Source organism: Stenotrophomonas sp. INTA L402-1, assembly GCF_059295135.1.
In genome coordinates this window covers 247,254-273,576 of sequence record NZ_JCAFWP010000002.1, presented here as the reverse complement: position 1 = coordinate 273,576, position 26,323 = coordinate 247,254, and the positions used below count along the sequence as shown (strand labels likewise).

At 67.5% G+C, this 26,323-nt stretch carries 24 protein-coding genes; 18 read left to right on the top strand and 6 right to left on the bottom strand.

Features of this window, described 5'->3' with window-relative positions; translation table 11 throughout:
- Positions 1–794: 794 nt before the first annotated feature.
- Positions 795–2,858, bottom strand: a complete 2,064-nt coding sequence (locus AC5O77_RS03970) for a 3-hydroxyacyl-CoA dehydrogenase NAD-binding domain-containing protein (RefSeq protein WP_494506501.1) — start codon at positions 2,856–2,858, stop codon at positions 795–797.
- Positions 2,859–3,093: 235 nt separating this feature from the next.
- Here AC5O77_RS03970 and rpoE point away from each other — a divergent pair, with 235 nt between their 5' ends.
- The 9 genes from rpoE (at position 3,094) to recO (ending at position 11,761) form a co-directional block, all read left to right on the top strand.
- On the top strand, positions 3,094–3,714 hold the full coding sequence (gene rpoE, locus AC5O77_RS03965; RefSeq protein WP_010482816.1) for an RNA polymerase sigma factor RpoE: 621 nt from the start codon (positions 3,094–3,096) through the stop codon (positions 3,712–3,714).
- A complete protein-coding gene (locus AC5O77_RS03960; protein ID WP_032129851.1) occupies positions 3,711–4,592 on the top strand; it encodes a sigma-E factor negative regulatory protein in 882 nt (293 codons plus the stop codon). The genes rpoE and AC5O77_RS03960 overlap by 4 nt, the downstream gene beginning before the upstream one ends.
- Before the next feature lie 74 nt (positions 4,593–4,666).
- Complete coding sequence (locus tag AC5O77_RS03955) at positions 4,667–6,202, top strand: DegQ family serine endoprotease (protein ID WP_032129850.1); 1,536 nt, start codon at positions 4,667–4,669, stop codon at positions 6,200–6,202.
- A gap of 179 nt (positions 6,203–6,381) precedes the next feature.
- Entirely contained in the window at positions 6,382–8,175 is a 1,794-nt protein-coding gene (gene lepA, locus AC5O77_RS03950) for a translation elongation factor 4 (protein WP_032129849.1), read from the top strand.
- A 54-nt stretch (positions 8,176–8,229) separates the two neighbouring features.
- Positions 8,230–9,024, top strand: a complete 795-nt coding sequence (lepB, locus tag AC5O77_RS03945; RefSeq protein ID WP_032129848.1) for a signal peptidase I — start codon at positions 8,230–8,232, stop codon at positions 9,022–9,024.
- A gap of 52 nt (positions 9,025–9,076) precedes the next feature.
- The gene (locus AC5O77_RS03940; protein WP_010482821.1) at positions 9,077–9,460 is read left to right on the top strand and encodes a DUF4845 domain-containing protein; all 384 of its coding nucleotides are present in this window, start codon (positions 9,077–9,079) and stop codon (positions 9,458–9,460) included.
- Entirely contained in the window at positions 9,450–10,130 is a 681-nt protein-coding gene (rnc, locus tag AC5O77_RS03935) for a ribonuclease III (protein WP_032129847.1), read from the top strand. Before AC5O77_RS03940 ends, rnc begins: the two co-directional genes overlap by 11 nt.
- Complete coding sequence (era, locus tag AC5O77_RS03930; RefSeq protein ID WP_010482823.1) at positions 10,127–11,023, top strand: GTPase Era; 897 nt, start codon at positions 10,127–10,129, stop codon at positions 11,021–11,023. The genes rnc and era overlap by 4 nt, the downstream gene beginning before the upstream one ends.
- Before the next feature lie 18 nt (positions 11,024–11,041).
- Positions 11,042–11,761 (top strand): DNA repair protein RecO, encoded by a 720-nt coding sequence (gene recO / locus AC5O77_RS03925; protein WP_478058186.1) that lies wholly within the window; start codon positions 11,042–11,044, stop codon positions 11,759–11,761.
- A 573-nt stretch (positions 11,762–12,334) separates the two neighbouring features.
- Here recO and AC5O77_RS03920 read toward each other — a convergent pair.
- Complete coding sequence (locus AC5O77_RS03920; RefSeq protein ID WP_032129364.1) at positions 12,335–13,063, bottom strand: response regulator; 729 nt, start codon at positions 13,061–13,063, stop codon at positions 12,335–12,337.
- A gap of 127 nt (positions 13,064–13,190) precedes the next feature.
- On the opposite strand from AC5O77_RS03920, the gene rlmD reads away from it, so the two are divergent.
- The 9 genes from rlmD to AC5O77_RS03875 all read left to right on the top strand — a co-directional run bounded on the left by rlmD (position 13,191) and on the right by AC5O77_RS03875 (position 20,523).
- Positions 13,191–14,525: a 23S rRNA (uracil(1939)-C(5))-methyltransferase RlmD gene (gene rlmD / locus AC5O77_RS03915; protein ID WP_494506500.1), complete on the top strand. Its 1,335-nt coding sequence runs from the start codon at positions 13,191–13,193 to the stop codon at positions 14,523–14,525.
- 33 nt (positions 14,526–14,558) lie between these two features.
- Positions 14,559–15,044, top strand: a complete 486-nt coding sequence (locus AC5O77_RS03910; protein WP_032129341.1) for a CYTH domain-containing protein — start codon at positions 14,559–14,561, stop codon at positions 15,042–15,044.
- A 113-nt stretch (positions 15,045–15,157) separates the two neighbouring features.
- Positions 15,158–15,853, top strand: a complete 696-nt coding sequence (locus tag AC5O77_RS03905) for a DsbA family oxidoreductase (RefSeq protein WP_494506499.1) — start codon at positions 15,158–15,160, stop codon at positions 15,851–15,853.
- 163 nt (positions 15,854–16,016) lie between these two features.
- Positions 16,017–17,024 carry a beta-N-acetylhexosaminidase gene (gene nagZ, locus AC5O77_RS03900; protein WP_032129343.1) on the top strand — a complete coding sequence of 336 codons (1,008 nt, stop codon included), beginning with the start codon at positions 16,017–16,019 and terminating at the stop codon, positions 17,022–17,024.
- On the top strand, positions 17,024–17,578 hold the full coding sequence (locus tag AC5O77_RS03895; protein WP_005410592.1) for a hypoxanthine-guanine phosphoribosyltransferase: 555 nt from the start codon (positions 17,024–17,026) through the stop codon (positions 17,576–17,578). Before nagZ ends, AC5O77_RS03895 begins: the two co-directional genes overlap by 1 nt.
- Before the next feature lie 82 nt (positions 17,579–17,660).
- Entirely contained in the window at positions 17,661–18,407 is a 747-nt protein-coding gene (locus tag AC5O77_RS03890; protein WP_010482830.1) for an S-methyl-5'-thioinosine phosphorylase, read from the top strand.
- 88 nt (positions 18,408–18,495) lie between these two features.
- A complete protein-coding gene (locus tag AC5O77_RS03885) occupies positions 18,496–18,702 on the top strand; it encodes a cold-shock protein (protein ID WP_005410590.1) in 207 nt (68 codons plus the stop codon).
- A gap of 102 nt (positions 18,703–18,804) precedes the next feature.
- Positions 18,805–20,073, top strand: coding sequence for an FAD-dependent oxidoreductase (locus AC5O77_RS03880; protein WP_032129344.1), 1,269 nt, complete (start codon positions 18,805–18,807; stop codon positions 20,071–20,073).
- A 180-nt stretch (positions 20,074–20,253) separates the two neighbouring features.
- The gene (locus AC5O77_RS03875; protein WP_494506498.1) at positions 20,254–20,523 is read left to right on the top strand and encodes a hypothetical protein; all 270 of its coding nucleotides are present in this window, start codon (positions 20,254–20,256) and stop codon (positions 20,521–20,523) included.
- 1 nt (position 20,524) lies between these two features.
- On the opposite strand, the gene pdeM is transcribed toward AC5O77_RS03875, so the two are convergent.
- From pdeM to AC5O77_RS03855, 4 genes are read right to left on the bottom strand one after another with little or no spacing between them, the layout of a single operon-like run.
- Complete coding sequence (pdeM, locus tag AC5O77_RS03870; protein WP_494506497.1) at positions 20,525–21,166, bottom strand: ligase-associated DNA damage response endonuclease PdeM; 642 nt, start codon at positions 21,164–21,166, stop codon at positions 20,525–20,527.
- Positions 21,156–23,615, bottom strand: a complete 2,460-nt coding sequence (locus AC5O77_RS03865; RefSeq protein ID WP_494506496.1) for a ligase-associated DNA damage response DEXH box helicase — start codon at positions 23,613–23,615, stop codon at positions 21,156–21,158. Before AC5O77_RS03865 ends, pdeM begins: the two co-directional genes overlap by 11 nt.
- Positions 23,612–25,219: an ATP-dependent DNA ligase gene (locus tag AC5O77_RS03860; RefSeq protein WP_494506495.1), complete on the bottom strand. Its 1,608-nt coding sequence runs from the start codon at positions 25,217–25,219 to the stop codon at positions 23,612–23,614. Before AC5O77_RS03860 ends, AC5O77_RS03865 begins: the two co-directional genes overlap by 4 nt.
- Positions 25,216–26,214 (bottom strand): ligase-associated DNA damage response exonuclease, encoded by a 999-nt coding sequence (locus AC5O77_RS03855; protein WP_494506494.1) that lies wholly within the window; start codon positions 26,212–26,214, stop codon positions 25,216–25,218. The genes AC5O77_RS03860 and AC5O77_RS03855 overlap by 4 nt, the downstream gene beginning before the upstream one ends.
- Positions 26,215–26,323: the final 109 nt, after the last annotated feature.

Sequence of the window (26,323 nt, the reverse complement as noted above, 5' to 3'; positions counted from 1 at the left end):
TCCCCTTTGGGGGCCGTACGATCCTTTATCGACGTTCGTGTGCGGGATGGGGATCGCTCGACTCGTCTGTCGGCTAGTATCCGCAGATGCATGCTTGACGGTCCCTCCACCCTGGCTCCTACATACCGCGTAGGAGCCGGGAGGAACATACAAGCTTGCTCGACTGGGGTTCCCGCCAACGGCGCAGCCCCTCGTGGCTGGTTGCTTGGTCGTGTAAAGCAAAAGCCGCGCTTGGCCGGGCGGGGTGGGTTCGCGGGGGACGCCGTGAATCCGTCCTTGGAGGCTTGGCCGCGGCATCCATGCCGCGGACACCCCCGCGAACCCACCCCGCCCGGCCTCTGACAGTTTCCGTGGGCGTCCAGCCACGGAGAAGAAAAAAGAAAATCAAAATCAAACGCCGGTCGCTTCGCTCCTGGTAGCAACCAAGGTTGCCACCCACCAGTTCGCAGTAGCCATCAACCAGATTCGCAGTTCACCAACCGTCACCGGGAAACTGTCAGGGGTGGGGCGGTGTGGGTGGGCAGGACCGTTGGCGCCATGGGCCCGAGGCATGTCTCGGGCGGGTTGGGCAGGACGCCCAACCCCGGTCTTGCCGTGTGCGCAGGACAGCGCACACGAGCAAGGCGCCATCGAGCCCCCATGGACGGGTTTACGGCGTGTCCTGCCTGCCCACACCGCCCCGCCCAACAAACAGAAAAGCCAGAGCCGGCTGTTGCTCCGGCTCTGGCTTTCAGGATTGCCGGCCAGCGGCCGGCACTACCGCGGGTGCCGGGCCGCAGGCCCGGCCGATCAACTCACACCACCGGTTCGCGCAGGGCGGGGTTGTCCCAGCCCGGGCGCGGTGCGAAACGGTCACCATGGCGCTGCTGCAGCGCCTTCAACCGCTCGACGATCGCGTCGGCACCCACCGCGCGGATGTGCTGGATCGGACCACCGCGGAACGGTGCGAAGCCGGTGCCGAAGATCACGCCGGCATCCAGCAGGTCCGCATCGGCCACCACGGCTTCGTGCAGGCAGGCCACCGCTTCGTTCAACAGCGGCAGGATCAGGCGGTCCTCCAGATCGGCCGGGGCCTGGTAATCGCTGGCCACGTCCGGCTTTTTCGGCTTGCCGTTCTCCCAGGTGTAGATGCCCTGGCCATCCTTCTTGCCGCGCTTGTCCGGTTCCACCGTCTGCAGCGCGGCCGGAATCTGCAGGCCCAGGAACGGTGCCAGTTCGCGGCCGACACCGGCGGCTACGTCCAGGCCCACGGTATCGATCAGTTCGATCGGGCCCATCGGCATGCCGAACTTCACCGCCGCCCTGTCGATCACCGGGCCCGGGATGCCTTCGGCGTAGGCAGTGGCGGCTTCCAGCATGTACGGGAACAGCACACGGTTGACCAGGAAGCCCGGGCTGCCGGCCACCGGCACCGGGAACTTGCCCAGTGCCTTGCAGAACGCGGCCAGGCGACGTTCGGTCTCAGGCGCCATGCCGTCGTGATGGATGATTTCCACCAGCGGCATCTGCGCGACCGGGTTGAAGTAGTGCAGGCCAGCGAACTGTGCCGGGCGCTGGATGTGGTCGCGCAGCTCCACCAGCGGAATCGACGAGGTGTTGGTGGTCAGCAGCGCATCCAGCTTCATCTTCGGTTCCAGCGTCTGGTACAGCGCGCGCTTGGCTTCCGGGTTCTCGATGATCGCCTCGATCACCAGATCGGCCTCGGCCACGCCGCTGCCTTCCAGGTCGGCACGCAGGCGCGCGGCCACTGCAGGACGCTTGCTCTCGTCGCGCACCTTCTTGGCGAACAGCGCCTGCGCGCGTTCCATGGCCGGGTCGATGAAGCGCTGCTCGCGGTCCTGCAGGGTCACCTCGAAGCCCTTGTAGGCGGCCCACGCGGCGATATCACCGCCCATCACGCCGGCGCCGACCACGTGCACGTGGCGGATGCCGGAATCACCACCGCCGAGGCCCTTCAGGCGCTCGGTCAGGAAGAAGATGCGGATCAGGTTACGCGCGGTCGGCGTGCTGGCCAGCTTCACCACCGCGCGACGTTCGGCATCCAGGCGCGCCTGGATCGGCTTGCCGCCGCTGCGCTGCCAGGTGCTGATCAGCGCGTAGGGCGCCGGGTACTGGTCCTTCTTGGCCTTGCGCGCGACCTGCTTGACCATCTGCGGTGCCAGCAGGGTGCGTGCCAGCCAGGTGTTGGTGGCCCAGGCCGTCGCGCGCTGCTTGAACGGGCGGGTGGTGCCGGACAGCGCCAGCGCTACGGCCGTGTCGAGCACCACCGCCGGTGCCACCACCTTGTCGACCAGGCCGATGCCACGCGCAGCCGAGGCTGACAGGGTGCGGCCGGTCAGCATCATGTCCATCGCCGCCGGTGCGCCCACCAGCTGCGGCAGGCGCGCGCTGCCACCCCAGCCCGGGAAGATGCCCAGCTGGGTCTCCGGCAGGCCGATGCGGGTGCTGCTGTCATTGGAGGCCACGCGGTAGCGGCAGGCCAGCGCCAGCTCGGTACCGCCGCCCAGGCAGTGGCCGTGGATGGCTGCCACGGTCGGGCAGGGCAGCTCGGCCAGCTTCTGGTAGGTGGACTGGCCACGGCGGATGGCATCGTTCACGGTGCCGCGGCGGTCGAATTCCTGGAATTCCTTCAGGTCGGCACCGGCAATGAAGCCGGCCTTCTTCAGCGACTGGATCACCACGCCCTTGGGCGGGTCCAGTGCAATGCGCTCAAGCAGGTCGCCCAGTTCCAGCAGCACGTCCTGCGACATGGCGTTGACGCTGCTGTCCTGACGATCCAGGGAGAGAACCACCACGCCGTCGTCGCGGATCTCGGGGTGCCAGTGGCTGAAGCGGAGACCATCGAAGCCTGAGAGCATGGACGTTCCATCCGGTTGTGTATGGAGAAGCGGCTATGATCCAGAGGTTGTTTCCCCCGCGTCAAATCCCAATAGCAGGGGAGTGGCGACCCCGGATCCATGGCCGTGGACCGGGACGCTAACGGAACGGTGGTTAAAAGCTGGTGCGGCGCCAGGTGATCGGCGACTGAACTTTTCCCGGGATTGGCAGTCTCATTGCCCGACGTCGGTTGGGCTGACAGGAGTGCGGCCCCTCATGGCCGATGTTGATACACCTCAGGAGCTGGATCTGGAACTGGTCCGGCGCGTGCAGCACGGCGAGAGCGCCGCGTTCGATGTCCTGGTGCGCAAGTACCAGCATCGCGTGGTGGCCCTGGTCGGTCGCTACATCGCCGACTGGAGCGAATGTCAGGACGTCGCCCAGGACACTTTCATCCGTGCGTACCGCGCGATCGGAAGTTTCCGCGGCGATGCCCAGTTCTCAACCTGGTTGCATCGAATCGCCGTGAATACCGCCAAAAACTACCTGGCTTCACACAATCGACGGCCGCCGACCGATGACATCGACATCGGTGACGCCGAACAGTTCGACAGCGGGACGCGCTTGCGCGACACCGATACGCCCGAACGCGAGTTGATGCGCCAGGAACTGGAACAGACGGTGATGAAGGCCGTCAATGCGCTGCCGGAAGAACTCCGGTTGGCGATCACCCTGCGCGAGGTGGAAGGCCTGAGTTACGAAGATATCGCGCAGAAAATGGGGTGCCCGATCGGCACCGTGCGTTCACGGATCTTCCGGGCGCGCGAGGCGATCGACACCGAACTCCGGCCGCTGTTGGACATCGGCAGCGCCACCCGTGAGAAGAGCCGCGTATGACCAGTAATCCGTTCAACGAATCGCAGAACCACCAATCGCCCGCCGGGCAGCGCCTGGACCAGCGCCATCGCGAACAGCTGTCGGCCCTGGTCGATGGCGAGCTGGGCGCCGACGAAGCGCGCTTCCTGCTGCGCCGGATGGAGCACGACCCCGAGCTGGCCGGCTGCCAGGAACGCTGGCAGCTGCTGGGTGACGTGATGCGCGGGCAGGCCTCGGCGCTGGCGCCGGCCGGCTTCAGCGCGGCCGTGGCCGCCGCCATCGCTGCCGAACCGGCGCCGCAGGCCGAGCCGCGCCGCGAGGTGCGCCGCAGCGGTTGGCGGGCCTGGGGCGGTGGCGCCGCACTGGCCGCCTCGGTGGCGGCGGTGGCGCTGTTCATGGGCGGCGAGAAGCTGAAAGAGGCCACCCCGGGCGAGCCGCTGGCACCGCAGGTGATCGCCAGCCAGGCCGAACTTGCGCCCGCGCCGACGACGCCGGCTCCGGTAACCGAAGCCTCGGTGGATACCGCCGCAATGGCCGTGGCCGGTGTACCGGCAGTGGCCATGGCCGCGGCCAGCCGACGCCAGGACACCCGTCGCGCCAGCGCTACCCGCAGCCAGCAGGCCGCGCGTGCCGCCCAGCGCGAGGACATGCCGCAACGCGCCGTGGCCGCCGCACAGGCGCCGCTGACCCCGACCGTGCCGGCCAATGCCAGCCGCAACATGCCGTTCGGTGAGGTTGGTGGCCTGCAGGCGCGACCGTGGCCGCGCTCCAGCCTGGCGCCCGCTGCCGGTGGCGCGCTCAATGCGAGCTTCCCGGCCCACGCCGGGGGCGCCGCGTTCTACCCGTTCGAGCCGCGCCTGCAGGACGACCTGCCGGTGCCGCCGCGCCCGCGCGACTGAGCCGGGCGCTTTCACGCCCCGCCGTCGGCGGGGCCCGTATTCCTCTTTCCATCCGATCCGGAGGTTGCCGTCCGATGACTCCCCGACTCCGCACGCAGGCCATGGGCCTGCTGGCCCTGACCCTGCCGTTGGTGGCCTGCGCGCAGGCCCCGGCTCCGGCCGCCCAGACCCAGGCCGCGCCGGCCGCCGCGCCGCGGGCCCCGGCCCAGCCGCTGGTCACGGGCCTGCCTGACTTCACCAATCTGGTCGAACAGGTCGGGCCTGGCGTGGTCAACGTCGACACCACCATCGTCCGCAACAACCGCCAGGCCTCGCGGGGCCCGATGGGCGGCGACGATGACATGCCGGAGTTCTTCCGCCGCTTCTTCGGCCCGGATTTCCCGATGCCGGGGCAGGGCCCGGGCGGTCCGGACGGTGGCCCCAGCATCAAGGGCCGCGGCATGGGCTCGGGCTTCATCATCTCGCCCGATGGCTATGTGCTGACCAACTACCACGTGGTGGCCGATGCCAGCGAGGTGAAGGTCAAGCTGGGTGACCGCCGTGAGTTCACCGCGAAAGTGGTGGGCAGCGACCAGCAGTACGACGTGGCACTGCTGAAAATCGACGGCAAGAACCTGCCGACCGTGCGCGTTGGCGACTCCAACTCCCTCAAGCCGGGTCAGTGGGTGGTCGCGATCGGTTCGCCGTTCGGCCTCGACCACTCGGTCACTGCCGGCGTGGTCAGCGCCCTCGGCCGCAGCACAGGTGGTCCGGACCAGCGCTACGTGCCCTTCATCCAGACCGACGTGGCGATCAACCAGGGCAACTCCGGTGGCCCGCTGCTGAACACCCGTGGCGAAGTGGTCGGCATCAACTCGCAGATCTTCTCCGCCTCGGGCGGCTACATGGGCATCAGCTTCGCGATCCCCATCGACCTGGCGATGAGCGCGGTCGAGCAGATCAAGAAGACCGGCAAGGTCACCCGTGGCCAGCTCGGCGCGGTGGTGCAGGAAATCGACGGGCTGAAGGCGCAGGCGATGGGCCTGCCGGACAGCCGCGGCGCCCTGGTCAACCAGATCGTGCCGGACTCGGCTGCAGCCCGGGCCGGGGTGAAGATCGGCGATGTGATCCGTTCGGTGAACGGCGCGCCGGTCAACAGCTGGTCCGACCTGCCGCCGCTGATCGGCGCGATGGCACCGGGCAGCCGGGTCACCCTGGGCGTGATCCGTGATGGCAAGCCGCGCGACCTCAGCGCCACCCTGACCGCACTGACCGAAGACGGGCAGGCCGGTTCACGTGGCCCTGCCACCGGCGACAGCGATGCGGCTCCGCAGGCCGGCGCCAATGCCCTGCTGGGGCTGGACGTCAGTGACCTGACCGCACCGCAGCGCAAGCAGCTGGGCCTGGAATCGGGCGAAGGCGTGCGCATCACCGGGGTCAAGGGCCAGGGCGCGCGTGATGCGGGCCTGTCTCCGGGCATGGTGATCCTGCAAGTGGCCAGCACCCAGGTCGGCAGCGTGGACGCGCTGAACCGTGCGCTTTCCAGCTACAAGAAGGGAGACGTGGTGATGCTGCTGGTGCGCACCGGCAGCGGCAACAGCGCGTTCGTCGCGGTCAAGGCCGGCCAGTAAGGCCTGCCGGGGCCGCTTCGGCGGTCCCGGCTTTTCCCCGAAGCCCCGCCCTGGCGGGGCTTCGGCCATTCCGGGCCCGGTCCGATGAGGCCGTTTTCGCGGGCGGGCGCCGGGCATGCGATAATCGACCGTTACCCTGACGACGCCGCGCGCCGCCGCCACCTATGTCTTCTGATTCGATGCGGAACATCCGCAACTTCTCCATCATCGCCCATGTCGACCACGGCAAGTCCACGCTGGCCGACCGCATCATCCAGCTCTGTGGTGGCCTGCAGGCCCGCGAGATGGAAGCGCAGGTGCTCGACTCCAACCCGATCGAGCGCGAGCGTGGCATCACGATCAAGGCGCAGTCGGTGTCGCTGCCGTACCTGGCCAAGGACGGGCAGACCTACCATCTGAACTTCATCGACACCCCCGGCCACGTCGACTTCTCCTATGAAGTCAGCCGCTCGCTGGCCGCCTGCGAAGGCGCGCTGCTGGTGGTCGATGCGGCCCAGGGCGTGGAAGCGCAGTCGGTGGCCAACTGCTACACCGCCGTGGAGCAGGGCCTGGAAGTGGTGCCGGTGATCAACAAGATCGACCTGCCCACCGCCGACATCGAGCGTGCCAAGGCCGAGATCGAGGCCGTGATCGGCATCGACGCCTCCGACGCCGTGCCGGTCAGTGCCAAGACCGGCCTGAACGTGCAGGACGTGCTGGAAGCGATCGTGCATCGCATCCCGCCGCCGAAGCCGCGCGACACCGACAAGCTGCAGGCGCTGATCATCGACTCCTGGTTCGACAACTACCTGGGTGTGGTCTCGCTGGTGCGCGTGATGCAGGGCGAGATCAAGGCAGGTGACAAGCTGCAGGTGATGTCCACCGGCCGCAACCACCAGGTCGACAACGTCGGCGTGTTCACCCCGAAGCGCAAGGTGCTGCCGGCGCTGCGTGCAGGTGAAGTGGGTTGGGTCACCGCCAGCATCAAGGACGTGCACGGTGCGCCGGTTGGCGACACCCTGACCCTGGCCGGCGACCCGGCACCGAAGCCGCTGCCGGGCTTCCAGGAAATGCAGCCGCGCGTGTTCGCCGGCCTGTTCCCGGTCGATGCCGAGGACTACCCGGACCTGCGCGAAGCGCTGGACAAGCTGCGCCTGAACGATGCCGCGCTGCGTTTCGAGCCGGAAAGCTCCGAGGCGATGGGCTTCGGCTTCCGCTGCGGCTTCCTCGGCATGCTGCACATGGAAATCGTGCAGGAGCGCCTGGAGCGCGAATACAACCTGGACCTGATCAGCACCGCGCCGACGGTGGTGTATGAAGTCCTGAAGACCGATGGCTCGATCATCAACATGGACAACCCGGCCAAGCTGCCGCCGGTGAACCAGGTCGAGGAGATCCGCGAGCCGATCATCCGTGCCAACGTGCTCACCCCCGAGGAGTACATCGGCAACATCATCAAGCTGTGCGAAGAGAAGCGCGGTAGCCAGATCGGCATCAACTACCTGGGCAGCCAGGTGCAGATCAGCTACGAGCTGCCGATGGCCGAGGTGGTGCTGGACTTCTTCGACAAGCTGAAGTCGGTCAGCCGTGGCTATGCCTCGCTGGACTACCACTTCGTGCGCTTCGACGCAGGCCCGTTCGTGCGCGTGGACGTACTGATCAACGGTGACAAGGTCGATGCACTGTCGCTGATCGTGCACCGCAGCCATGCCGACCGTCGCGGCCGCGAACTGTGCGAAAAGATGAAGGACCTGATCCCGCGCCAGATGTTCGACGTGGCCATCCAGGCCGCCGTCGGCTCGCAGATCATCGCCCGTACCACGGTCAAGGCCATGCGCAAGAACGTGCTGGCCAAGTGCTATGGTGGCGACGTTTCGCGCAAGAAGAAGCTTCTGGAAAAGCAGAAGGAAGGCAAGAAGCGCATGAAGCAGGTCGGCCGCGTGGAGATCCCGCAGGAAGCGTTCCTGGCCGTGCTGCAGATGGACAACAAGTAAGCCCGCACCGGCCCTGCGGGGCCGGTCGTCTGGTGACGTTGCAAAGGACCCTGAATGAAACTGTTTGAGATCCTCCTGGTCGTGCTGACCCTGGCCTCGGGCCTGATCCTGCTCGCGGACAAGCTGTACCTCGCCAAGCGTCGCGCCCAGCGCGCGGGCCTGCTCGATTCCGAGCCGGTGCTGGTGGACTACTCGCGTGCGTTCTTCCCGGTGCTGGCGATCGTGCTGATCGTGCGCAGCTTCATTGCCGAGCCGTACAAGATCCCGTCCAGCTCGATGATGCCGAACCTGCTGATCGGCGATTTCATCCTGGTCAACAAGTTCTCCTACGGCCTGCGCCTGCCGATCAGCAACACCAAGTTCGTGCCGGTGGGTGAGCCCTCGCGTGGTGACGTGGTGGTGTTCCACTTCCCCGGCCATGGCGAGAACGATCCGGCCAAGGGCGAGAACTTCATCAAGCGCGTGATCGGCGTGCCGGGTGACACCGTGGTCTTCGAAGGCGACGGCGTGATCCTCAACGGCGAGCCGCTGAAGTACGACAACAAGGGCATCTACGCCGGCCACAAGGGCCAGGGCGAGGGCGCCAACCTGCTGGTCGAGCACCTGCCGGGCCGCACCCACACGGTGCTGGAGACCGACTATCCGCGTGGCCAGGGCCAGTGGACCGTGCCGGCCGGCAAGTACCTGGTGATGGGCGACAACCGCGACAACAGCGACGATGGCCGTTTCTGGGGCCTGCTGCCGGAAGAGAACCTGCGTGGCAAGGCGTTCCTGATCTGGCTGAACTGCCAGGGTTGGTTCTGCAAGGATGGCTTCGAGCCGTCGCGGATCGGCTCGAGCATCAACTGATCGGGCACCAACTGAGTATTTTCACATCCAACGCGTATCTGGGGAGAACGCAATGAAGACGATGAACACGCAGCGTGGCATGACCCTGACCTCGTTCCTGACGGTCCTGATCGTGGTTGGCTTCTTCCTCTACATCGGCATGAAGCTGTTCCCGATGTACCAGGAGTACTACGCGGTGCGCTCGGCGATGAAGAGCCTGGCCAACGAGCCGGGCGTGGGCAGCATGGAGCCGGCGCGCATCCAGGACCTGTTCTTCAAGCGCCTGTACATCAACTATTCGGACAACGTGAAGCCGGCCAACGTGAAGTTCGACCGTCGCGACAATGGCTGGACCCTCAAGGTCAACTACGAAGTTCGCCGTCAGCTGATCGGCAACCTCGATGTGGTTGGCAAATTCGATTCTTCCCAGGACCTGACACGAAGCGGTGCCCAGTAAATTCATCCAACGTGGCGACCTGATCGGTCATGCCTTCAGCGACCCGGCCCTGCTCAAGCAGGCGCTGACGCATCGCAGTGCCGGTGCGCCGCACAACGAGCGCCTGGAGTTCCTCGGCGACAGCATCGTCAACATGATGGCGGCCGAGGCGTTGTACCGACGCTGGCCCAAGGCTGACGAAGGCGCGATGACCCGTGCCCGTGCCGAGCTGGTGCGTGAAGGCGCGCTGGCGGTGATCGGGCGCACCCTGGAATTGGGCGAGCGGCTGACCCTGGGCCCCGGCGAAATGAAGTCCGGTGGTCATCGCCGCGATTCGATCCTGGCCGACGCGGTGGAAGCCGTGGTGGCCGCGATCTACCTGGATGCCGGCTTCGAGGCCTGCCGGGCGGTGGTACTGCCCTGGTTCAGCGCTTCGATCGAGGCACTGCCGGCTTCCGGTCGGCCCGAGAAGGACCCCAAGACCCGCCTGCAGGAATGGCTGCAGGCCCGACAGAAGGCGTTGCCGCAGTATGAACTGGTGTCAGAATCCGGTGACGACCACGCCAAGCACTTCCGGGTACGCTGCAACGTAGCCGACCCGGCCGCCAGCACCGAGGGCGAAGGCGCCTCGCGGCGGCTTGCCGAACAACAGGCGGCTGCAGCCGTCCTAGAACAACTGGATTCCAAGTGAGCGAACAAACTTCCCATCATTGCGGCAGCGTGGCCGTCATCGGCCGCCCGAACGTGGGCAAATCGACCCTGACCAATGCCCTGGTCGGCGCCAAGGTCAGCATCGTTTCCAACCGCCCGCAGACCACGCGCCATCGCCTGCTGGGCATCGCCACCTATCCGGAAGGCCAGCTGGTGCTGGTCGACACCCCCGGCCTGCACAAGGTGCAGAAGCGGGCGATGAACCGGGTGATGAACCGCGCCGCGCGCGGTTCGCTGGAAGGCGTCGATGCCGGCCTGCTGGTGATCGAAGCCGGTCGCTGGGACGAGGAAGACAGCCTGGCGTTCAACGTGCTGCGTGACGCCGGTATCCCGGTGGTGCTGGTGGTCAACAAGATCGACCGGCTGAAGGACAAGGGCGCGCTGCTGCCGTTCCTGCAGGAGGTCACGGCCGGCCGCGATTTCTCGTCGGTGCATCCGATCTCGGCGCAGAAGCGCAACGGTCTGGAAGCGCTGGTGCGCGACGTGCTGGCACTGCTGCCGGAAGCGCCGCCGATGTTCGGCGAAGACGAGATCACCGACCGCAGCCAGCGCTTCCTGGCCGGCGAACTGGTACGTGAACAGCTGATGCGCCAGTTGGGCGAAGAGCTGCCGTATGCCACCACCGTGGAAATCGAGCGCTTCACCGAAGATGGCAACCTGCTGCGCATCGGTGCGGTGATCTGGGTCGAGCGCGAGGGCCAGAAGGCGATCGTGATCGGCAAGGGTGGTACCCGCCTGAAGGAGATCGGGGCCAAGTCCCGCCTGCAGATGGAGCGCCTGTTCGGGGCCAAGGTGTTCCTGGAGACCTGGGTGCGCGTGCGTGAAGGCTGGTCCGACGACGAGGCCGCACTGAAGGCCTTCGGTTACGAGTAAGCCGTTGCAGTCGCTTCGATGATGATCGAGGACGACACCGGCTTCGTGCTGCATGCACGGGCCTATCGCGAGACCAGCCTGCTGGTCGAAGTGCTGAGCGCGCAGTATGGCCGGATCGGCCTGCTCGCGCGTGGCGTATCCACCGCCAAGGGACAGGTGCTGCGCGCGGCCCTGCAGCCGCTGCAGTGGATCCGCTTCAGTGCCCAGCAGCGGGGCGAATTGGCCCAGCTGCGGGGTGCCGAGGCACTGGATGCTGCCCCGCGCCTGGTCGGCCAGGCGATGCTGGCCGGCTTCTACCTGAGTGAATTGACCCTGCGCCTGGCCCCGCGCCAGGACCCGCTGCCGGAGTTGTACCTGGCCTACGGCGAGGCACGCGCGCGGCTGGCCGTGGGCGCCGGCCTGGCCTGGACCCTGCGCCGGTTTGAGCGCGAGCTGCTGTCTGCGCTGGGCCTGGGTTTCGATCTGGACAGCGCCAGCGACGGCCAGCCGATCGACCCGGCCGCGCGCTACGAACTGGACCCACAGGAAGGCGCGCAGCGCCTGCTCAGCGAGCGCGGTGGGGAACGCCGGGCGGCCGCGACGGGTTCTGCGCTGCTGGCGCTGGCCGCCGATGAAGAGCCCGATGCCGCCGACCTGGCCAGCCTGCGCCTGCCGATGCGGCGGGTGCTGGCCCATCACCTCGGGCCGCGGGGACTGAAGTCCTGGGAAATGCTCGAGCAGCTCGCGCCCAGGCGTTGAGGGGGGTTCGGCAGGGCTTGCAGCCCTGCACCTGCCGAGGCTAAGGCACGAGCAACAGCAACAGCAACAGCGTGCATTTCGTGGGATGGCAGGGTGGGTCCGGTTGCGGGAGACGCCGTAAACCCGTCCATGGGGGCTTGGCCGCGGCATCCATGCCGCGGACACTCCCGCAACCGGACCCACCCCGCCTTCGACAGTTTCTCGCGAGCTGTCGGAATGGCACTCTGCTCTGGTGGGTGTCGACCTTGGTCGACACAGTAGAGCCACGCCATGCGTGGATGCGTTTCGATTTCAATTCGAAATCTTTGATTCCGATTGAGATTCATCCACGCATGGCGTGGATCTACCAGCCGTCACCGGGAATCTGTCGGGGGGGGCGGTGTGGGTTGGCAGGACCGTTGGCGCCATGGATGGCGCCATCGAGCCCCCATGGACGGGTTTACGGCGTGTCCTGCCCACCCACACCGCCCCGCCCAACAAGCAGAAAGCCAGAGCCGCTCTGGCTCTGGCCTTTGACGTTGCCCTGGCTTGAAGGCTTCGGCAGGTGCAGGGCGCAGCCCTGCCGAGCAACCCTCAATGCAGCAGGGCAGCTACCGCGTCGCGGAACCCCGCCTGGGCCTGCCCGGACTCCGGCGCATGATGCAACTGGCGCACCGCCCGGCCCAACCGCGCCGCGCCCACGAAGCCACAGCTCGCCTGCAGCCGATGCAACTGGCTGCGCAGCTGGCGCTCGTCATGCTGGTCCACCGCCTGCTCGACCGCATCGCGTACGCCCGGCAGCTCGGCCAGGAACAGCTCGCGCAGCGCGATCAGGTGGTTGCGCTGGCCATTGAGCGCGGCCAGTGCCGCAGTCTCGTCCCAGTCCTGTACCTGCAGCTCGACCGCGGCCGGCGCCTGGGCCATGACGATCCCGGCCGGGCTGTTGACCAGGGCGCGGCGCACCGCCTTCAGCAGCTGGTCGCGGCCCAGCGGCTTGACCAGCGTGTCGCTGAAACCGGCCTCGCGCAGGCGCGCATGGATCGAGGTATCGCCGTCGGCGGTATGCGCCAACGCCGGGGTGTCGGGATGTGAACGGCGCAGTTCGCGCAGCAGCTGCGCGCCATTGCCGTCAGGCAGGTTGACGTCGATCAGCCACAGGTCATGCGCGCCGGGTTCGGCGCTGGCCAGGGCGCTGGCCAATGAATCTGCGGTGTCCACGTCCGCCGGTAACGTTTCCAACGCCGCCTTGAAAAAACCGCGGCTGATGATGTCGTCCTCGACAAGCAGGAAGCGGGGCCGGCTGGCCCGCGGGGTCATCTGCATCAGGGCTGCCTCCATGTCAGCTGTTGCAATCATCAAGCACAGCGGCGGCGGGCGCAAGCGGGTCCGGACCCTGCCGGTCAGGATCTGCGACAATACGCCCCCATTTTTGCCCGCAGCCTGTTGCCACGTGGCCCGATCCCGCTCCCGCATCGACCGTACCCCGTTCCAGACCGAGATCCTCGACCTCAGCCATGATGGTCGCGGTGTCGCCCGCCGTGAAGGCGAGGGCGGCAAGGTCACCTTCGTCAGCGGCGCCCTGCCGGGCGAGGTGGTCATGGCCGAACAGACCGCCCGCAGCCGCCATTTCGACGAAGCGCGTACGGTGGAAGTGCTGCAGGCCTCGCCGCAGCGCGTCACCCCGAAGTGCCCGCACTTCGGCACCTGCGCCGGCTGCGTGCTGCAGCACCTGGACGAAGACCAGCAGATTGTCGCCAAGCAGCGCGTGCTGATGGACAACCTGGAGCGCATCGGCCACGTGAAGCCGGGCACCGTGCTGGCGCCGCTGGTCGGCGAGAGCTGGGGCTACCGGCGCAAGGGCCGCTTCTCGGTGCGCCGGGTCGAAAAGAAGGACAAGACCCTGGTCGGCTTCCGTGAACAGGATCCGCGATTCGTCGCCGACCTCAGCCAGTGCCTGACCGTGATCCCCGAGATCGGCACCAAGGTCGAGGCGCTGTCCGCCTTCATCGAATCGCTCGATGGCAAGCGCGACATCCCGCAGATCGAATTCATCGCTGGCGACCAGGCCGTGGTCCTGACCGTGCGCCACCTGCAGCCGCTCAGCGATGCCGACCGCGTGGCCTGGGCCGCCTTCGGCCAGCAGCATGGCTTCGTGATCTACCTGCAGTCCGGTGGCGTGGATACCGTGCAGCCGCTGGACGGGCAGGGCGTGCCGCTGTCGTTCCGGCTGGCGCCGTGGGACGTGGAGCTGGCGTTCCGTCCGTTGGACTTCATCCAGGTCAACGCCAAGCTCAATGAGAAGATGATCGCCCACGCCCTGGACCTGCTGGAGCCGGGTGAGGACGAGCGTGTGCTGGACCTGTTCTGCGGCCTGGGCAACTTCACCCTGCCGCTGGCGCGCCGCGTGCGCGAAGTGGTCGGTGTGGAAGGCGATGCTGGCCTCGTCGCGCGGGCCCGTGAGAATGCCGAGCGCAACGGCCTGACCAACGCCCAGTTCTTCAGCGCCGACCTCACCCAGGACCAGCGCAGCACGCCGTGGATGCGCCAGGGCTTCGACAAGCTGCTCTTGGATCCGCCGCGCTCGGGCGCGATCGAAGTGCTGCAGCAGCTGCCGCTGAAGCAGTTCAAGCGCATCGTCTACGTCAGCTGCCACCCGGGTTCGCTGGCACGCGATGCCGGCTATCTGGTCAACGAACAGGGCTTCACCCTGGTCAGTGCCGGTGCCATGGACATGTTCCCGCACACCGCGCACGTGGAAAGCATCGCGGTATTCGAGAAGCGCTGATCGGCTGTCATGCCCATCGCGCATAATGGCGCGATGGGCATCGAAATCGAACGCAAATTCCTCGTCAGCAGTGATGGCTGGCGCACCGCCGCGCACCGGGTGATCCCGATGGCGCAGGGCTACATCAACGACATGGGCGCGCTCGATCGCGGCACCCAGAACGCTTCGGTGCGCGTGCGCATCGAAGGCGACCACGCCGCGCTGAACCTGAAGTCGCGAACCATCGGCCACACCCGCCAGGAGTTCGACTACCCGATCCCGGTGGACGATGCGCGCGCACTGCTGGCGCTGTGCGTGGGCGGCCTGATCGACAAGCGCCGCCATCTGGTCGAACACGCCGGCCTGACCTGGGAGGTGGACGAGTTCCTCGGCGACAACGCCGGCCTGGTCGTGGCCGAAGTCGAACTGGACAGCGCCGATCAGGCCATCGACCTGCCGGACTGGGTGGGTGCCGAAGTCACCGATGATGCCCGCTACTACAACGTTGCCCTGGCCAGTCACCCGTATTCAGAGTGGTGAAACCTCCAAAAAGGGGACGGAGGGGATTAAGTCGTCTTTACCCATCTGTGCGGAAAACGACTTAATCCCCTCCGTCCCCTTTTATCGAGGGTGTCGGCCCCCATGTGGAAAGGATGAGAATCGACATCTACTCCGACGTGGTCTGCCCCTGGTGCTGGATCGGCAAGCATCGCTTCCAGCAGGGTGTGCAGTTGCTGGGCGCCAACGCGCCTGAACTCGATATCCACTGGCAGCCGTTCCAGCTCGACCCGGATGCTGACGCCACCCCGGTGCCGCTGCGCGAGGCCTATGTGCGCAAGTTCGGCGGCGTCGAGCGTACCGAACAGATCCTCGGTCAGACCCAGACCACCGCGCGGGCCGAGGGCCTGTCGATGGACTTCAGTCAGGGCCAGGTGCGGGTGACCACGCTGCCGGCGCACCGGGTATTGTGGCTGGCGGGCGAGCACGGCGTGCAGGATGCGGTGGGCGAAGCACTGTTCCGTGCCCACTTCGAGCACGGTCAGAACCTGGCGGACCCCTCGGTGCTGATCAAGGCGGGCGCGGCAGGCGGCCTCGACGCGGGTGAAATCACGCAGATGCTGGCCTCCGACCGCGGCTTGGCCGAGGTCGAAGCCAAGCTGGCGCAGGCTCATGCATTGGGCGTTTCTTCGGTGCCGACCTTCGTCATCGATGGGAAGTGGGCCATTTCCGGGGCGCAGCCCCCCGAGGCCTTCGCCAACGCCCTGCGCCAGATCGCCGCCGAGCAGGGCGCGCCTGCGGCCCCGGCTGACGGCGACGAGGCCTGCGGCCCGGACGGCTGCAAGGTCTGACCGGATCCGAAAAGGGGACGGAGGGAATTAAGACGTATCCAGCCCGTAGGGGCCGATTGCGGCTTAATCCCCTCCGTCCCCTTTTTCTGACCACTGCGCCTGTCGGCCGGTTCTGCGACAATGCGGCACTGCGCCATGCGGGCGCGCGTTGTGGAGATCGACCATGCTGCTGATCGGCGTTGCCGGCACCGAACTGACCGCCCAGGAACGTGACTGGCTGCAGCACGATGCCGTGGCCGGGGTGGTGCTGTTCAAGCGCAACTTCGCCTCGCGCCAGCAGGTGACCGATCTGAGCGCGGCGATCCGCGCTGCCGCGCCACGCCCGCAGCTGATCTGCGTGGACCAGGAAGGCGGCCGCGTGCAGCGTTTCCGTGAGGGTTACAGCGAGTTGCCGCCGCTGCAGGACATCGGGGCGATGTACGCCACCGACCCGCAGCAGGCGCTGGCCCTGGCCGAGCAGCACGCCTGGCTGATGGCCAGCGAAGTGCGCGCCAGCGGCCTGGACCTGAGCTTCGCGCCGGTGGTCGACCTTGGCCGTGGCAACCGCGCCATCGGCAACCGCGCCTTCAGTGAAGACCCGCAGGTGGTGGCCGCGTTCACCGCCGCCTACGTGCGCGGCATGCATGCGGTCGGCATGGCCGCCACGCTCAAGCATTTCCCCGGCCACGGCACCGTGCTGGAAGACACCCACGTGGATACCGCGATCGACCCGCGCGCGCTGGACGAGCTGCGCGCCCAGGACCTGGTCCCGTTCCAGGCCGGCATCGCCGCCGGTGCCGACGCGGTGATGATGGCGCACGTGATCTATCCGCAGGTGGCACCGGAACCGGCCGGCTATTCGCCGCGCTGGATCCAGGACATCCTGCGCGGCGAGCTCGGGTTCCGCGGCGTGGTGTTCTCCGATGACATCGGCATGGCCGCCTCGCACAGTGCCGGCGGCGTGCCGGCGCGCGTGCACGCGCATCTGGACGCCGGCTGCGACGTGGTGCTGGTCTGCCACCCGGAACTGGTCGATGAAGCCCTGCACGCGGTGCAGGGACGCTCCCTCAATACTGCTGCGCTGCTGGGCCTGCTGGGCCGCGGCGCGCTCGGCTGGGACGGCCTGCTGGCCGATGCCCGCCATGGCGACACCCAATCCCGTCTGCTTGAAACCCTTGGAAGAACCGTCTGATGCCCAACCTCACCATTTCCCAGGCCCTGGCCCAGGCTGACCTGCTGGTCGACCGCCCCACCATCGACAAGGCCATCGCTGGTATCGCCGACGCCATCGCGCGCGATTACAAGGGCGAGGTGCCGCTGTTCCTGTCCATCATGCACGGTGCGCTGCCGTTCGCCGGCCAGCTGGCGCTGGAACTGGGCGCGCGCGGCCAGGACGTGCAGTTCGATTACCTGCACGCCACCCGTTACCGCGGTGAAACCACCGGCGGCGACCTGGTCTGGAAGCACAAGCCGGCCACCTCGCTGTTCGGTCGCCGCGTGCTGCTGGTCGACGATATCCTCGACGAGGGTTACACCCTGCAGGGCGTGCGCACCTGGTGCCTGGAACAAGGCGCGACCGACGTGCGCATCGCCGCGATGACGGTGAAGAAGCACGACCGCGCGCTGCCGGACGTGACTGCCGACTACGCCGGCATCGAACTGCCGGACCGTTACGTGTTCGGCTTCGGCATGGACGTCAACGAAACCCTGCGCTGCGTGCCGGCCATCTACGCGATGAAGGAATAACGGCGCAGCCGCCCGCGGCGCGTCTTCTTCTGCCGCCGGCATCCTCGGGTGCCGGCGTTCGTCTTTTCATGGAGTGCTTCGAATGCAACAGATCGCCCTGGCCGTGATCGGCGGTACCGGTGTCTATAACCTGGCCAAGCTTGACGACGTGCAGACCCACGAGGTCGACACCCGCTTCGGCCGTCCGTCGGGCCCGGTGCGCGTTGGTACGCTGCTCGGCCATCGCGTGGCGTTCCTGGCGCGGCATGGCGAAGGCCATTCGCTGCCGCCGCACAAGATCAACTACCGCGCCAACCTGGCCGCGCTGCAGCAGCTGGGCGCGCAGCGCGTGCTGGCGTTGAACACGGTGGGAGGCATCACCGAACACTTTGGTCCGCGCGTGCTGGCCTGCCCGGACCAGATCATCGACTACACCTGGGGCCGCATCAGCACGATCTGTGAGGAAGAAGGCACCGACGTGGTCCACGTTGATTTCGGCCACCCGTACACACCAATGCTGCGCAGCAAGATCCTGGCTGCGGCCAAAGTGACCGGCGTCACGGTCCATGACGGTGGCTGCTACGGCGCAACACAGGGCCCGCGCCTGGAAACCATCGCTGAAATCGCCCGTATGCGCCGCGACGGCTGCGATCTGGTGGGCATGACCGGCATGCCGGAAGCCGCCCTGGCACGCGAGCTGGGGCTGGATTACGCCTGCCTGGCGATCATCGCCAACTGGGCTGCCGGCTGTGGTGATGGCGAGGAGATCACGATGGCCGAAGTGCTGGCCAACGTGCAGGCGGCCGGCAACGGACTTCCGGAACTGGTGGGCGAATTGGCACGGGGGTGATTGTCTTCCCCGAGCAAGCTTTGCATACTCAGCTTGTGCGCGGGTTCAGCGTACACCACCCATTCATTGCATAAGGTCTCGCATCACCATGCCGAACGGTACCGTCAAGTGGTTCAACGACGCCAAGGGATTTGGCTTCATCTCGCCGGAGGATGGCAGCGCCGACGTGTTCGCGCACTTCTCCGCCATCAACTCCAAGGGCTTCCGCAGCCTGCAGGAAGGCCAGCGTGTCACCTATGACGTGACCCAGGGCCCGAAGGGTGCCCAGGCTTCGAACATCACGCCGGCCGAGTGATCCACTCGACAGTGCGTTGAAAACCCCGCTTCGGCGGGGTTTTTTTTGCGCGGATTGCCCGCGACCCGCTCGCGATCCACCCACCTCGGGCACAATGCGGCCATGACGGAACGACTGCGCATCGCCGTGATCGGCTACGGCACCGCTGGACAGGCAGTGTCCATCCTGCTCACCCGTGACGGCCACGAGGTGGAGATCTTCGAACGCGTGCCCACGCCGGGGCCGGTGGGTGCCGGTTTCCTGCTGCAGCCCAGCGGCCTGCAGGTACTGTGGCAGATGGGCCTGCTTGATTCCGTGCGCGCACATGCCGCGCCGGTGCACCGCCTGTATGGCGACACGCCGTGCGAGCGCGCGGTGATGGACATGCGCTACGAGGGACTGGATGCGCGCCTGCACGGCCTGGGCATGCAGCGCGGGGCCTTGTTCTCGCTGTTGGACGAGGCACGCGCAGGCGAGGGCCAACTGCATGCCGGTACCACCATTACCGAGGTGGATGCCGAACACGGCCGTCTGCGCGACAGCGACGGGCGCACGCATGGCCCGTTCGACCTGGTAGTGGTCGCCGATGGCGCCGCGTCGACGCTGCGCGGCACGATCGCCGGCGGTGCCGGGCTGGACCGCGTGTATCCGTGGGGGGCGCTGTGGTGCCTGCTGCCGGCCGAGGACTGGCCGCACGTGCAGGAGCTGCGGCAGCGTTACGTGGCCGCGCGCAAGATGATCGGACTGCTGCCGGTCGGCACGCGCCCCGGTGATGACACGCCGCGCCTGAGTTTCTTCTGGAGCCTGCCGCGCGCCGACTTCGAACGCTGGCAGGCCGATGGCATGACGCCCTGGCTGGATGAACTGCATGCACTGTGGCCGCAGGCCAGTGCGCGCTTCGCCCATCTGCGTGATGCCGGCCAGTTGGCGCGCGCGGTCTACCGTGATGCGGTGATGACGCGCTGGCACCACGGCCGCATGGTGCTGGCCGGTGATGCCGCGCATGCGATGAGCCCGCAGCTGGGGCAGGGCGTGAACATGGCGCTGTTGGACGCGCTGGCGCTGCGCGATGCGGTGCGCACCTATGGCGGCAGCACGGTCGCGCTGCAGGCCTACCAGGCGCAACGCAGGGCACACGTTGCGGTGTACCAGCGCTGGAGTCGTTGGCTGACGCCGCTGTTCCAGTCCGACCGCGACGCCTGGGCGAAGGCGCGTGACGTGCTGCTGGGCCCGATGGGGCGCCTGCCCGGGGGCCGTGGCCACATGCTGCGCGTGCTCAGTGGCACCCAGCACGGCTGGTTCGGTGCACTTGCACTGGATCCGGCGTTCGTCGACGCACTGGCTACCGCAGCGGAAATGCCTCGTATCAACGCGATTTCGGCCAATGCGTGAAGCGCGTCGTCACCTGAATTAACGGTTGCCTCACCGCCGATATGCGAGAAGTAGGTTGCACGCGATTGCGCGTCGCCCGTTTTCCTTTCCGTGATCAACATCGCGCGTGGCCCGGGCGGCGCTGCCGTTGCGGCCTGTTGCGGCCCGGACGTGCCGCCTGTTGTTGAAGAGGAGGACGCCATGTTGTTCGCGGTCGAGGAGCTGGAATCGGAAATCTGCAAGCTGCGCGGATTGCTGCAGATGCTGCACGAGGACCAGCCCGACGTACTGGAGGACGTGTTCGAGTTCCATGTCGGCAGCCTGATCAGTCATGCATCAGCGGAGCACCACGCGCGCATCCGCACCTGCGCGCAGGAAATGCTGGCGGCGATCCAGGCGTTGCCGCGACGACGTGAGGGTGACACGCCTGATTTCCTGTTGATGCCGCAGCTGGGCATTCGTCCGGCCTGATTCAAGCCACCGGCAGTTGCACCAGGCCGTTTTCCACGCAGGCGACCCTTTGCTCGCCGCGGGCGGGCACGGGCACGATGCCGGCAGTGAATGCGGAGAAGGCCGGCAGCACCGTCATCCGCTGACGCAGCCAGAACGCGGGGAAGCGCCGTCGCAATGGCGGCAAGGCGACCTGCGGATGCAGATGCCCGGCGATCACATGCAGCTCTGCATCGGGCATCGGCTCATGGCGAAGCAGGAACGGCTGCAGCCGTACTTCATCGTGGGTCTGTACCTGCAACTGAGCATGCGGCAGCTGGCGGTCGTGATTGCCGCGCAGGACATGCACGTCCAGCGAAGCATTGCGTTCGCGCCATGCCAGCCATTGCTGGTACCACGCAGCGCGATGCGCCGGTCCATGCAGGATGTCACCCAGGATCCACAGCTCGCGACAGGCATGCCTGTCCAGCAGCCCCTGCAGGCGTTGCAGGTCTTCGCCGGTGCCGCCGCTGGGCAATGCGATGCCGGCGCGGCGGAATACATCGGCCTTGCCCAGGTGCAGGTCGGCGATTAACAGCGCCTGCCGCGCGGGCCAGTACAGCGCACGCGCGCCAAGCAGAATCAGCGATTCGCCGGCGCGCAGCAGCGGCAGTTCATCGGCCATGGCGGTGCTCCAGCTGCTGGGCCGCGCGTTGCACGCGGGTGCGCCAGTCCTCGTTGCTGAACTGCCCGCGCAGGCGTTCGGCCCATAACGGGAAGCCCAGTGGCGTGAGTGATGTCGGGTGCTGCGCCGAGATGGCCTGCATGCCGATCCTTGCCAGGACCTGCTGTAGTCCCGGCAGATCCAGACTGTCGTGCAGCACTTCGCGTTCGGCCAATGCCAATAGCAGGTGACCGGGGTCATGCTCGCGCAGTACGTCGTAGAGCAGGCCTGCCGAGGCCTGCAGCTGGCGCAGCGATCGCGGCATACCGCCGGGCAGGCTGGGGACCAGCAGGCCCGCTACGCGTGCGATGCCACGGAACTGGCGGCGCGCCAGCTCGCCCAGGTTCACCGCGGCACGCAGATCGTCCATCAGCTGATCGGGGGTGAACAATGCTCGCCATTGCGCCGCATCCAGTTCGATCGCCTGCGCCGGTGCCAGCACCAGGCCATGATCGTTCACCGCGTAGCCGATGCTGTTGCGCTGCCGGCGGGTACAGCGCAGTGCCAGCAAGGCGGCCAGCGCCTCGTGCACGTGACGGCCGGCAAAAGGGTAGACGAACAGGAACTGGCCGTCGCGGCGCCGCACCTCTTCCACCAGCAGATGCTCTGGGCCGGGAAGCGCCGACAACTGCTGCTGCAGTGCCAGCAAGGGGGACAACCAGCGTGATTCGGCACTGTCGTCGGCGCCGGACAGTACCCACTCCAGCTCGCGGCCGAGCGGCATCGACAGTGGCAACTGGCCTCCCTGCCAGCGCGGCACCACACCATCACCGCGCCCTCGTGCCAGCCGCACGAAGGCGGTCATGTCGCGCAGCTGCACCAGTTCCAGCAGGCGCCCGGCGAACTGGAAACGGTCGCCGCGACGCAGGCGGCTGGCGAACTGTTCCTCCACGGCGCCCAGGTCACCGCCGCGCAGGAACTGCACGCGCACGCTGCCATCGCTGCTGATGGTGCCGATCGACAGCCGATGGCGCAGTACCTGGCGGCGATCGTGCATGCGGTAGTAGCCGTCGGCATCACGCGCGACCTTGTGGAAATCGGGGTACTGGGCCAGGGCCTGGCCACCCTGCACGATGAACGTCAGCACGGCCTGCCACTGGTCTTCGCCGAGCGACGCAAAGGCATGGGTACGCCGTACCTGCGCCAGCAGCGCATCGCTGTCGAAGCCACCGGCCAGGGCGCGGCTGACCGCATGCTGGGCCAGCACATCCAGCGACAGCGTCGGCGGCCGGCGTGCTTCGACCACGCCTTCGGCCAATGCACGGCGCACCGCGGCGTATTCGGCCAGCTCCAGTGCATGGCTGGGCACGCACAGGATGGAACCGCTGGCACCCGGGCGGTGACGCGCACGTCCCGCGCGTTGGCGCAGGCGGGCCACGCCCTTCGGGCTGCCCAGCTGCAGTACCTGCTCAACCTCGGGGAAGTCCACGCCGAGGTCGAGGCTGGAGGTGGCAACCACGCAGCGCAGCGCGCCCGCGCGCAGGCCATCCTCGACCTGCTGGCGCAGCGCTGGATCCAGCGAGCCGTGGTGCAGCGCAAGCGTGTCCGGGGCTTCCGGCCAGACCGCGGCCAGCGCCTGATGCCACAGTTCTGCCTGCGCACGGGTATTGGTGAACAACAGGCTGCTGCGTGCCCGCATCAACGCGTCCAGCACCCGCGGCAGCTGCGCCAGGCCCAGATGCCCGGCCCACGGAAAACGTTCGCCGGGTTCCGGCAGCAGGCTGCGCACGCTGATCGCGCGCGGGCGCACGCCCTGCACGATCGGCGCGTCGGGCTGTCCGGGCAGCAGCACGTCGCGCGCCTCATCCAGGTTGCCCAGCGTGGCCGAAAGCCCCCACAGCTGCGCTGCAGGCGCAGCTTCGCGCAACACCGCCAGGTTCAACTGCAGCAGCACACCGCGCTTGTTGCCCAGCAGCTCATGCCATTCGTCCACCACCACGCAGCGCAGCTGGCGCATGCGCGGCAACGTATCCGGATAGCTCAGCAGCAGCGCCAGTGATTCGGGCGTGGTGACCAGTACGTCGATGCGGCCTTCGCGGGCCTGGCGCCGCTCGCGGTTGCTGGCGTCACCGCTGCGCAGGCCGACACGCCATCCCAGTCCCAAGCCGTCGACGACCGCCTGGAGCGCGCGTGCGGTATCACTGGCCAACGCGCGCAAGGGCGTTACCCACAGCACCTGCAATGGGCGCACCGCACTGGCGCGGCGGGGCGAGGGCGGTGGATCGATCAGCGCCTGCAGCAACGGCCCGCCGAACATCGCCAGCGTCTTGCCGCTGCCCGTGGGCGTATGCAGCAACCCGGATTCGCCGGCCAGGTAGTGGCGCCACATCGCGCGCTGGAAGGGCAGTGAGCGCCAGCCGCGTGCCGCGAACCAGTCTTCCAGCCGGCGCAGTGCCTGGCTGCGGGTCATCGCGCCAGCGCCTGCAGGCTGGCCAGCTGATCGGCCTCGCTGGCAGGCTTGTCGTGGCGCCAGCGCAGGATGCGCGGAAAGCGCACGGCGATCCCCGACTTGTGCCGGCTGCTGCGGTTGACCGCTTCGAAACCCAGTTCGAACACCTGTTCGGCGCGTACGCTGCGCACCGGCCCGAAACGCTCGCAGGTGTTGGCGCGGATCCAGCGGTCAAGCGCGAGGATCTCCTTGTCGTCCAAGCCCGAATACGCCTTGGCCACCGGCACCAGCGTGTCGCCGTCCCAGACGCCGAAGGTATAGTCGGTGTACAGCGTGCTGCGCCGCCCATGGCCAGCCTGTGCGTACAAGAGCACCGCATCGATGGTGAGCGGATCGACCTTCCATTTCCACCAGTCACCGCGGCGTCGCCCAGCCAGGTAGGGTGAGCCGCGTCGTTTCAGCATCAGCCCTTCCACGCCACGCTCGCGTGCCACATCGCGCATCGCCGCCGCCTGCGCCCAGTCGACGGCGGCAACGTCGGGCGACAGCTGGATCCGCACATCGTCCAGTGCACCGATGACCGCGGCAAGTCGCGTACGCCGTTCCTGCAACGGCAGCTCACGCAGGTCCGCGCCGTCGTGCTCCAGCAGGTCATAGGCGAGCACGCGTACCGGCGTGTTGCGCAGAGTCGCTGCTCCTGGCTTGCGACGCTGGATGCGGGTCTGCAGGGCGGTGAATGCGCGCGGCAGGTTGGCGGTCTCGTCCCAGGCCAGCAGCTCTCCGTCCAGCACGCAGCCCTCCGGCAACGCCATCGCGGCGTGCTCGATCTCGGGGAAGCGGCCATCCAGTCGTTCCTCGCCACGGGACCACAGCGCGACTTCGCCACGCCGGCGCAGCAGCTGCAGGCGTATGCCATCCCATTTCCATTCCAGCAGCCAGTCGTCGATCGCGCCGAGGCGTTCGGCAGGATCGCCTTCCAGAGGGGAGGCGAGGAAGAAGGGGTAGGGCTGCTGGCGGTCGGACGGCAGCTCGTCCGGTGACAGCAGTTGAGCCAGCAGCCCGGGCGAGGGGACCCACTCGCCGAGCATGCGCTGGGCGATGCGTGCGATGTCCAGGCCGGACCATTCCGCCAGTGCCTGCTGTACCAGTCGCTGCGAAACGCCAACGCGCAGGGCGCCGGTCAGCAGCTTGTTGAACACCAGGCGTTCGCTGCTGCACAGCTGCCGCCACCCGGCGACGACCGCAGCGCGGCGTACTGCCTCGGGTTGGTTGGCCACGGCCAGCAGATGCTGTTCGATCCAATCAGCCAACGGGCGGTCGGCGGCTGGCTGCGATGGATCATCCAGCAGCAGGGTCAGCGTTTCGGCCAGGTCACCCACCTGCGCATAGCTGTCTTCCACCAACCAGGGGGGCAAGCCGGATTCTTCGGCAATCCAGCCGCGCAGTTCGCCGCTGGCGGCGATCTTCCGGCGTGCGCCGCCCACCTTGCCACCGCTGAGCAGGTACAGCGCCCATGCCGCATCGTGCGCGCGCGCCTGGCGGAAGTAGTCGACCAGGGCTGCACGCTTGTCCAGCGTAGCCGTGCTGCGGTCCAGGTGCTGGTAGAGCGCAGCGAAGGCCTTCATTCCTCGCTCCCGAAATCGGTGCGGAAGGCTTCGGCAGCCACGCCGCGCTCGCGCAGGAACGGAATCAACGCATCGGTATTGCCATGGGTAGCGATCACCCGCTGCGCGCCCGTCTGTTCGATGGTCTGCAGCAGTGCTGGCCAATCGGCGTGATCGGAAATGACGAAACCGCGATCGACATTGCGGCGCCGGCGGTTGCCGCGCAGTTGCATCCAGCCCGAGGCGAAACCCAGCTGGTGGCGGCCGAAGCGGCGCATCCATGGTGTGCCCGCGGCCGAGGGTGGGGCGAGGATCAACTGGCCCGCCGCGTCCGGCTGGCGGCCCTGTTCGGCCACCGCGAGCGTCTCCAGCATCGGTACGCCGGCCTGCCGGTACACCGCCACGCCATTGGCGATGGCGCCGTGCAGCCAGGCTGGTCGATCGTCCAGCGGCAGCAGCTCGGCCAGCACCCGCTGTGCCTTGCCCAATGCGTAGCACAGCAGGATCGCGGCTTCGCCACGTTGTTCGCATTCGCGGCGCCACGCCACGATCTCTGCAGCCACCGCCGGCGTGTCCGGCCAGCGGTAGATCGGCAGCGCGAACGTGGCTTCAGTGATGAAGGTATCGCAGGGCACCACTTCGAACGGTGTGCAGGTCGGATCAGGCTGTCGCTTGTAGTCGCCGGAGGCTACCCATACCTGCTGCCCGTCGTCGATGCGTACCTGTGACGAACCGAGCACGTGGCCGGCCGGATGCAGCGATATCTGCACCTGCCCGAGGCGGAACGGCACACCCTCGGCATGCGCCTGCACCGGCACGTCACCCAGGCGCCAGCGCAGGATCGGCAGGCTGCCTTCGCTGCAGTGGTACTCCCCCATGCCCGGGCGGGCATGGTCGCCGTGGCCATGGGTGATGACCGCGCGCGCTACCGGTCGCCACGGGTCGATATGGAAATCGCCGGCGGCGCAGTACAGCCCCTCCGGGCGCAGCACCACCAGATCGTCGTTGCCTGCCATGCGGTCACTGTGGCCTGCGTCTCGTGCAGAGGGTGAGAACCGGCCTGAACACGGGCTTGGCAGGCGATGCGGCACAATCGGGCCGCAGACCTCTTGCCGCCAGGATGGA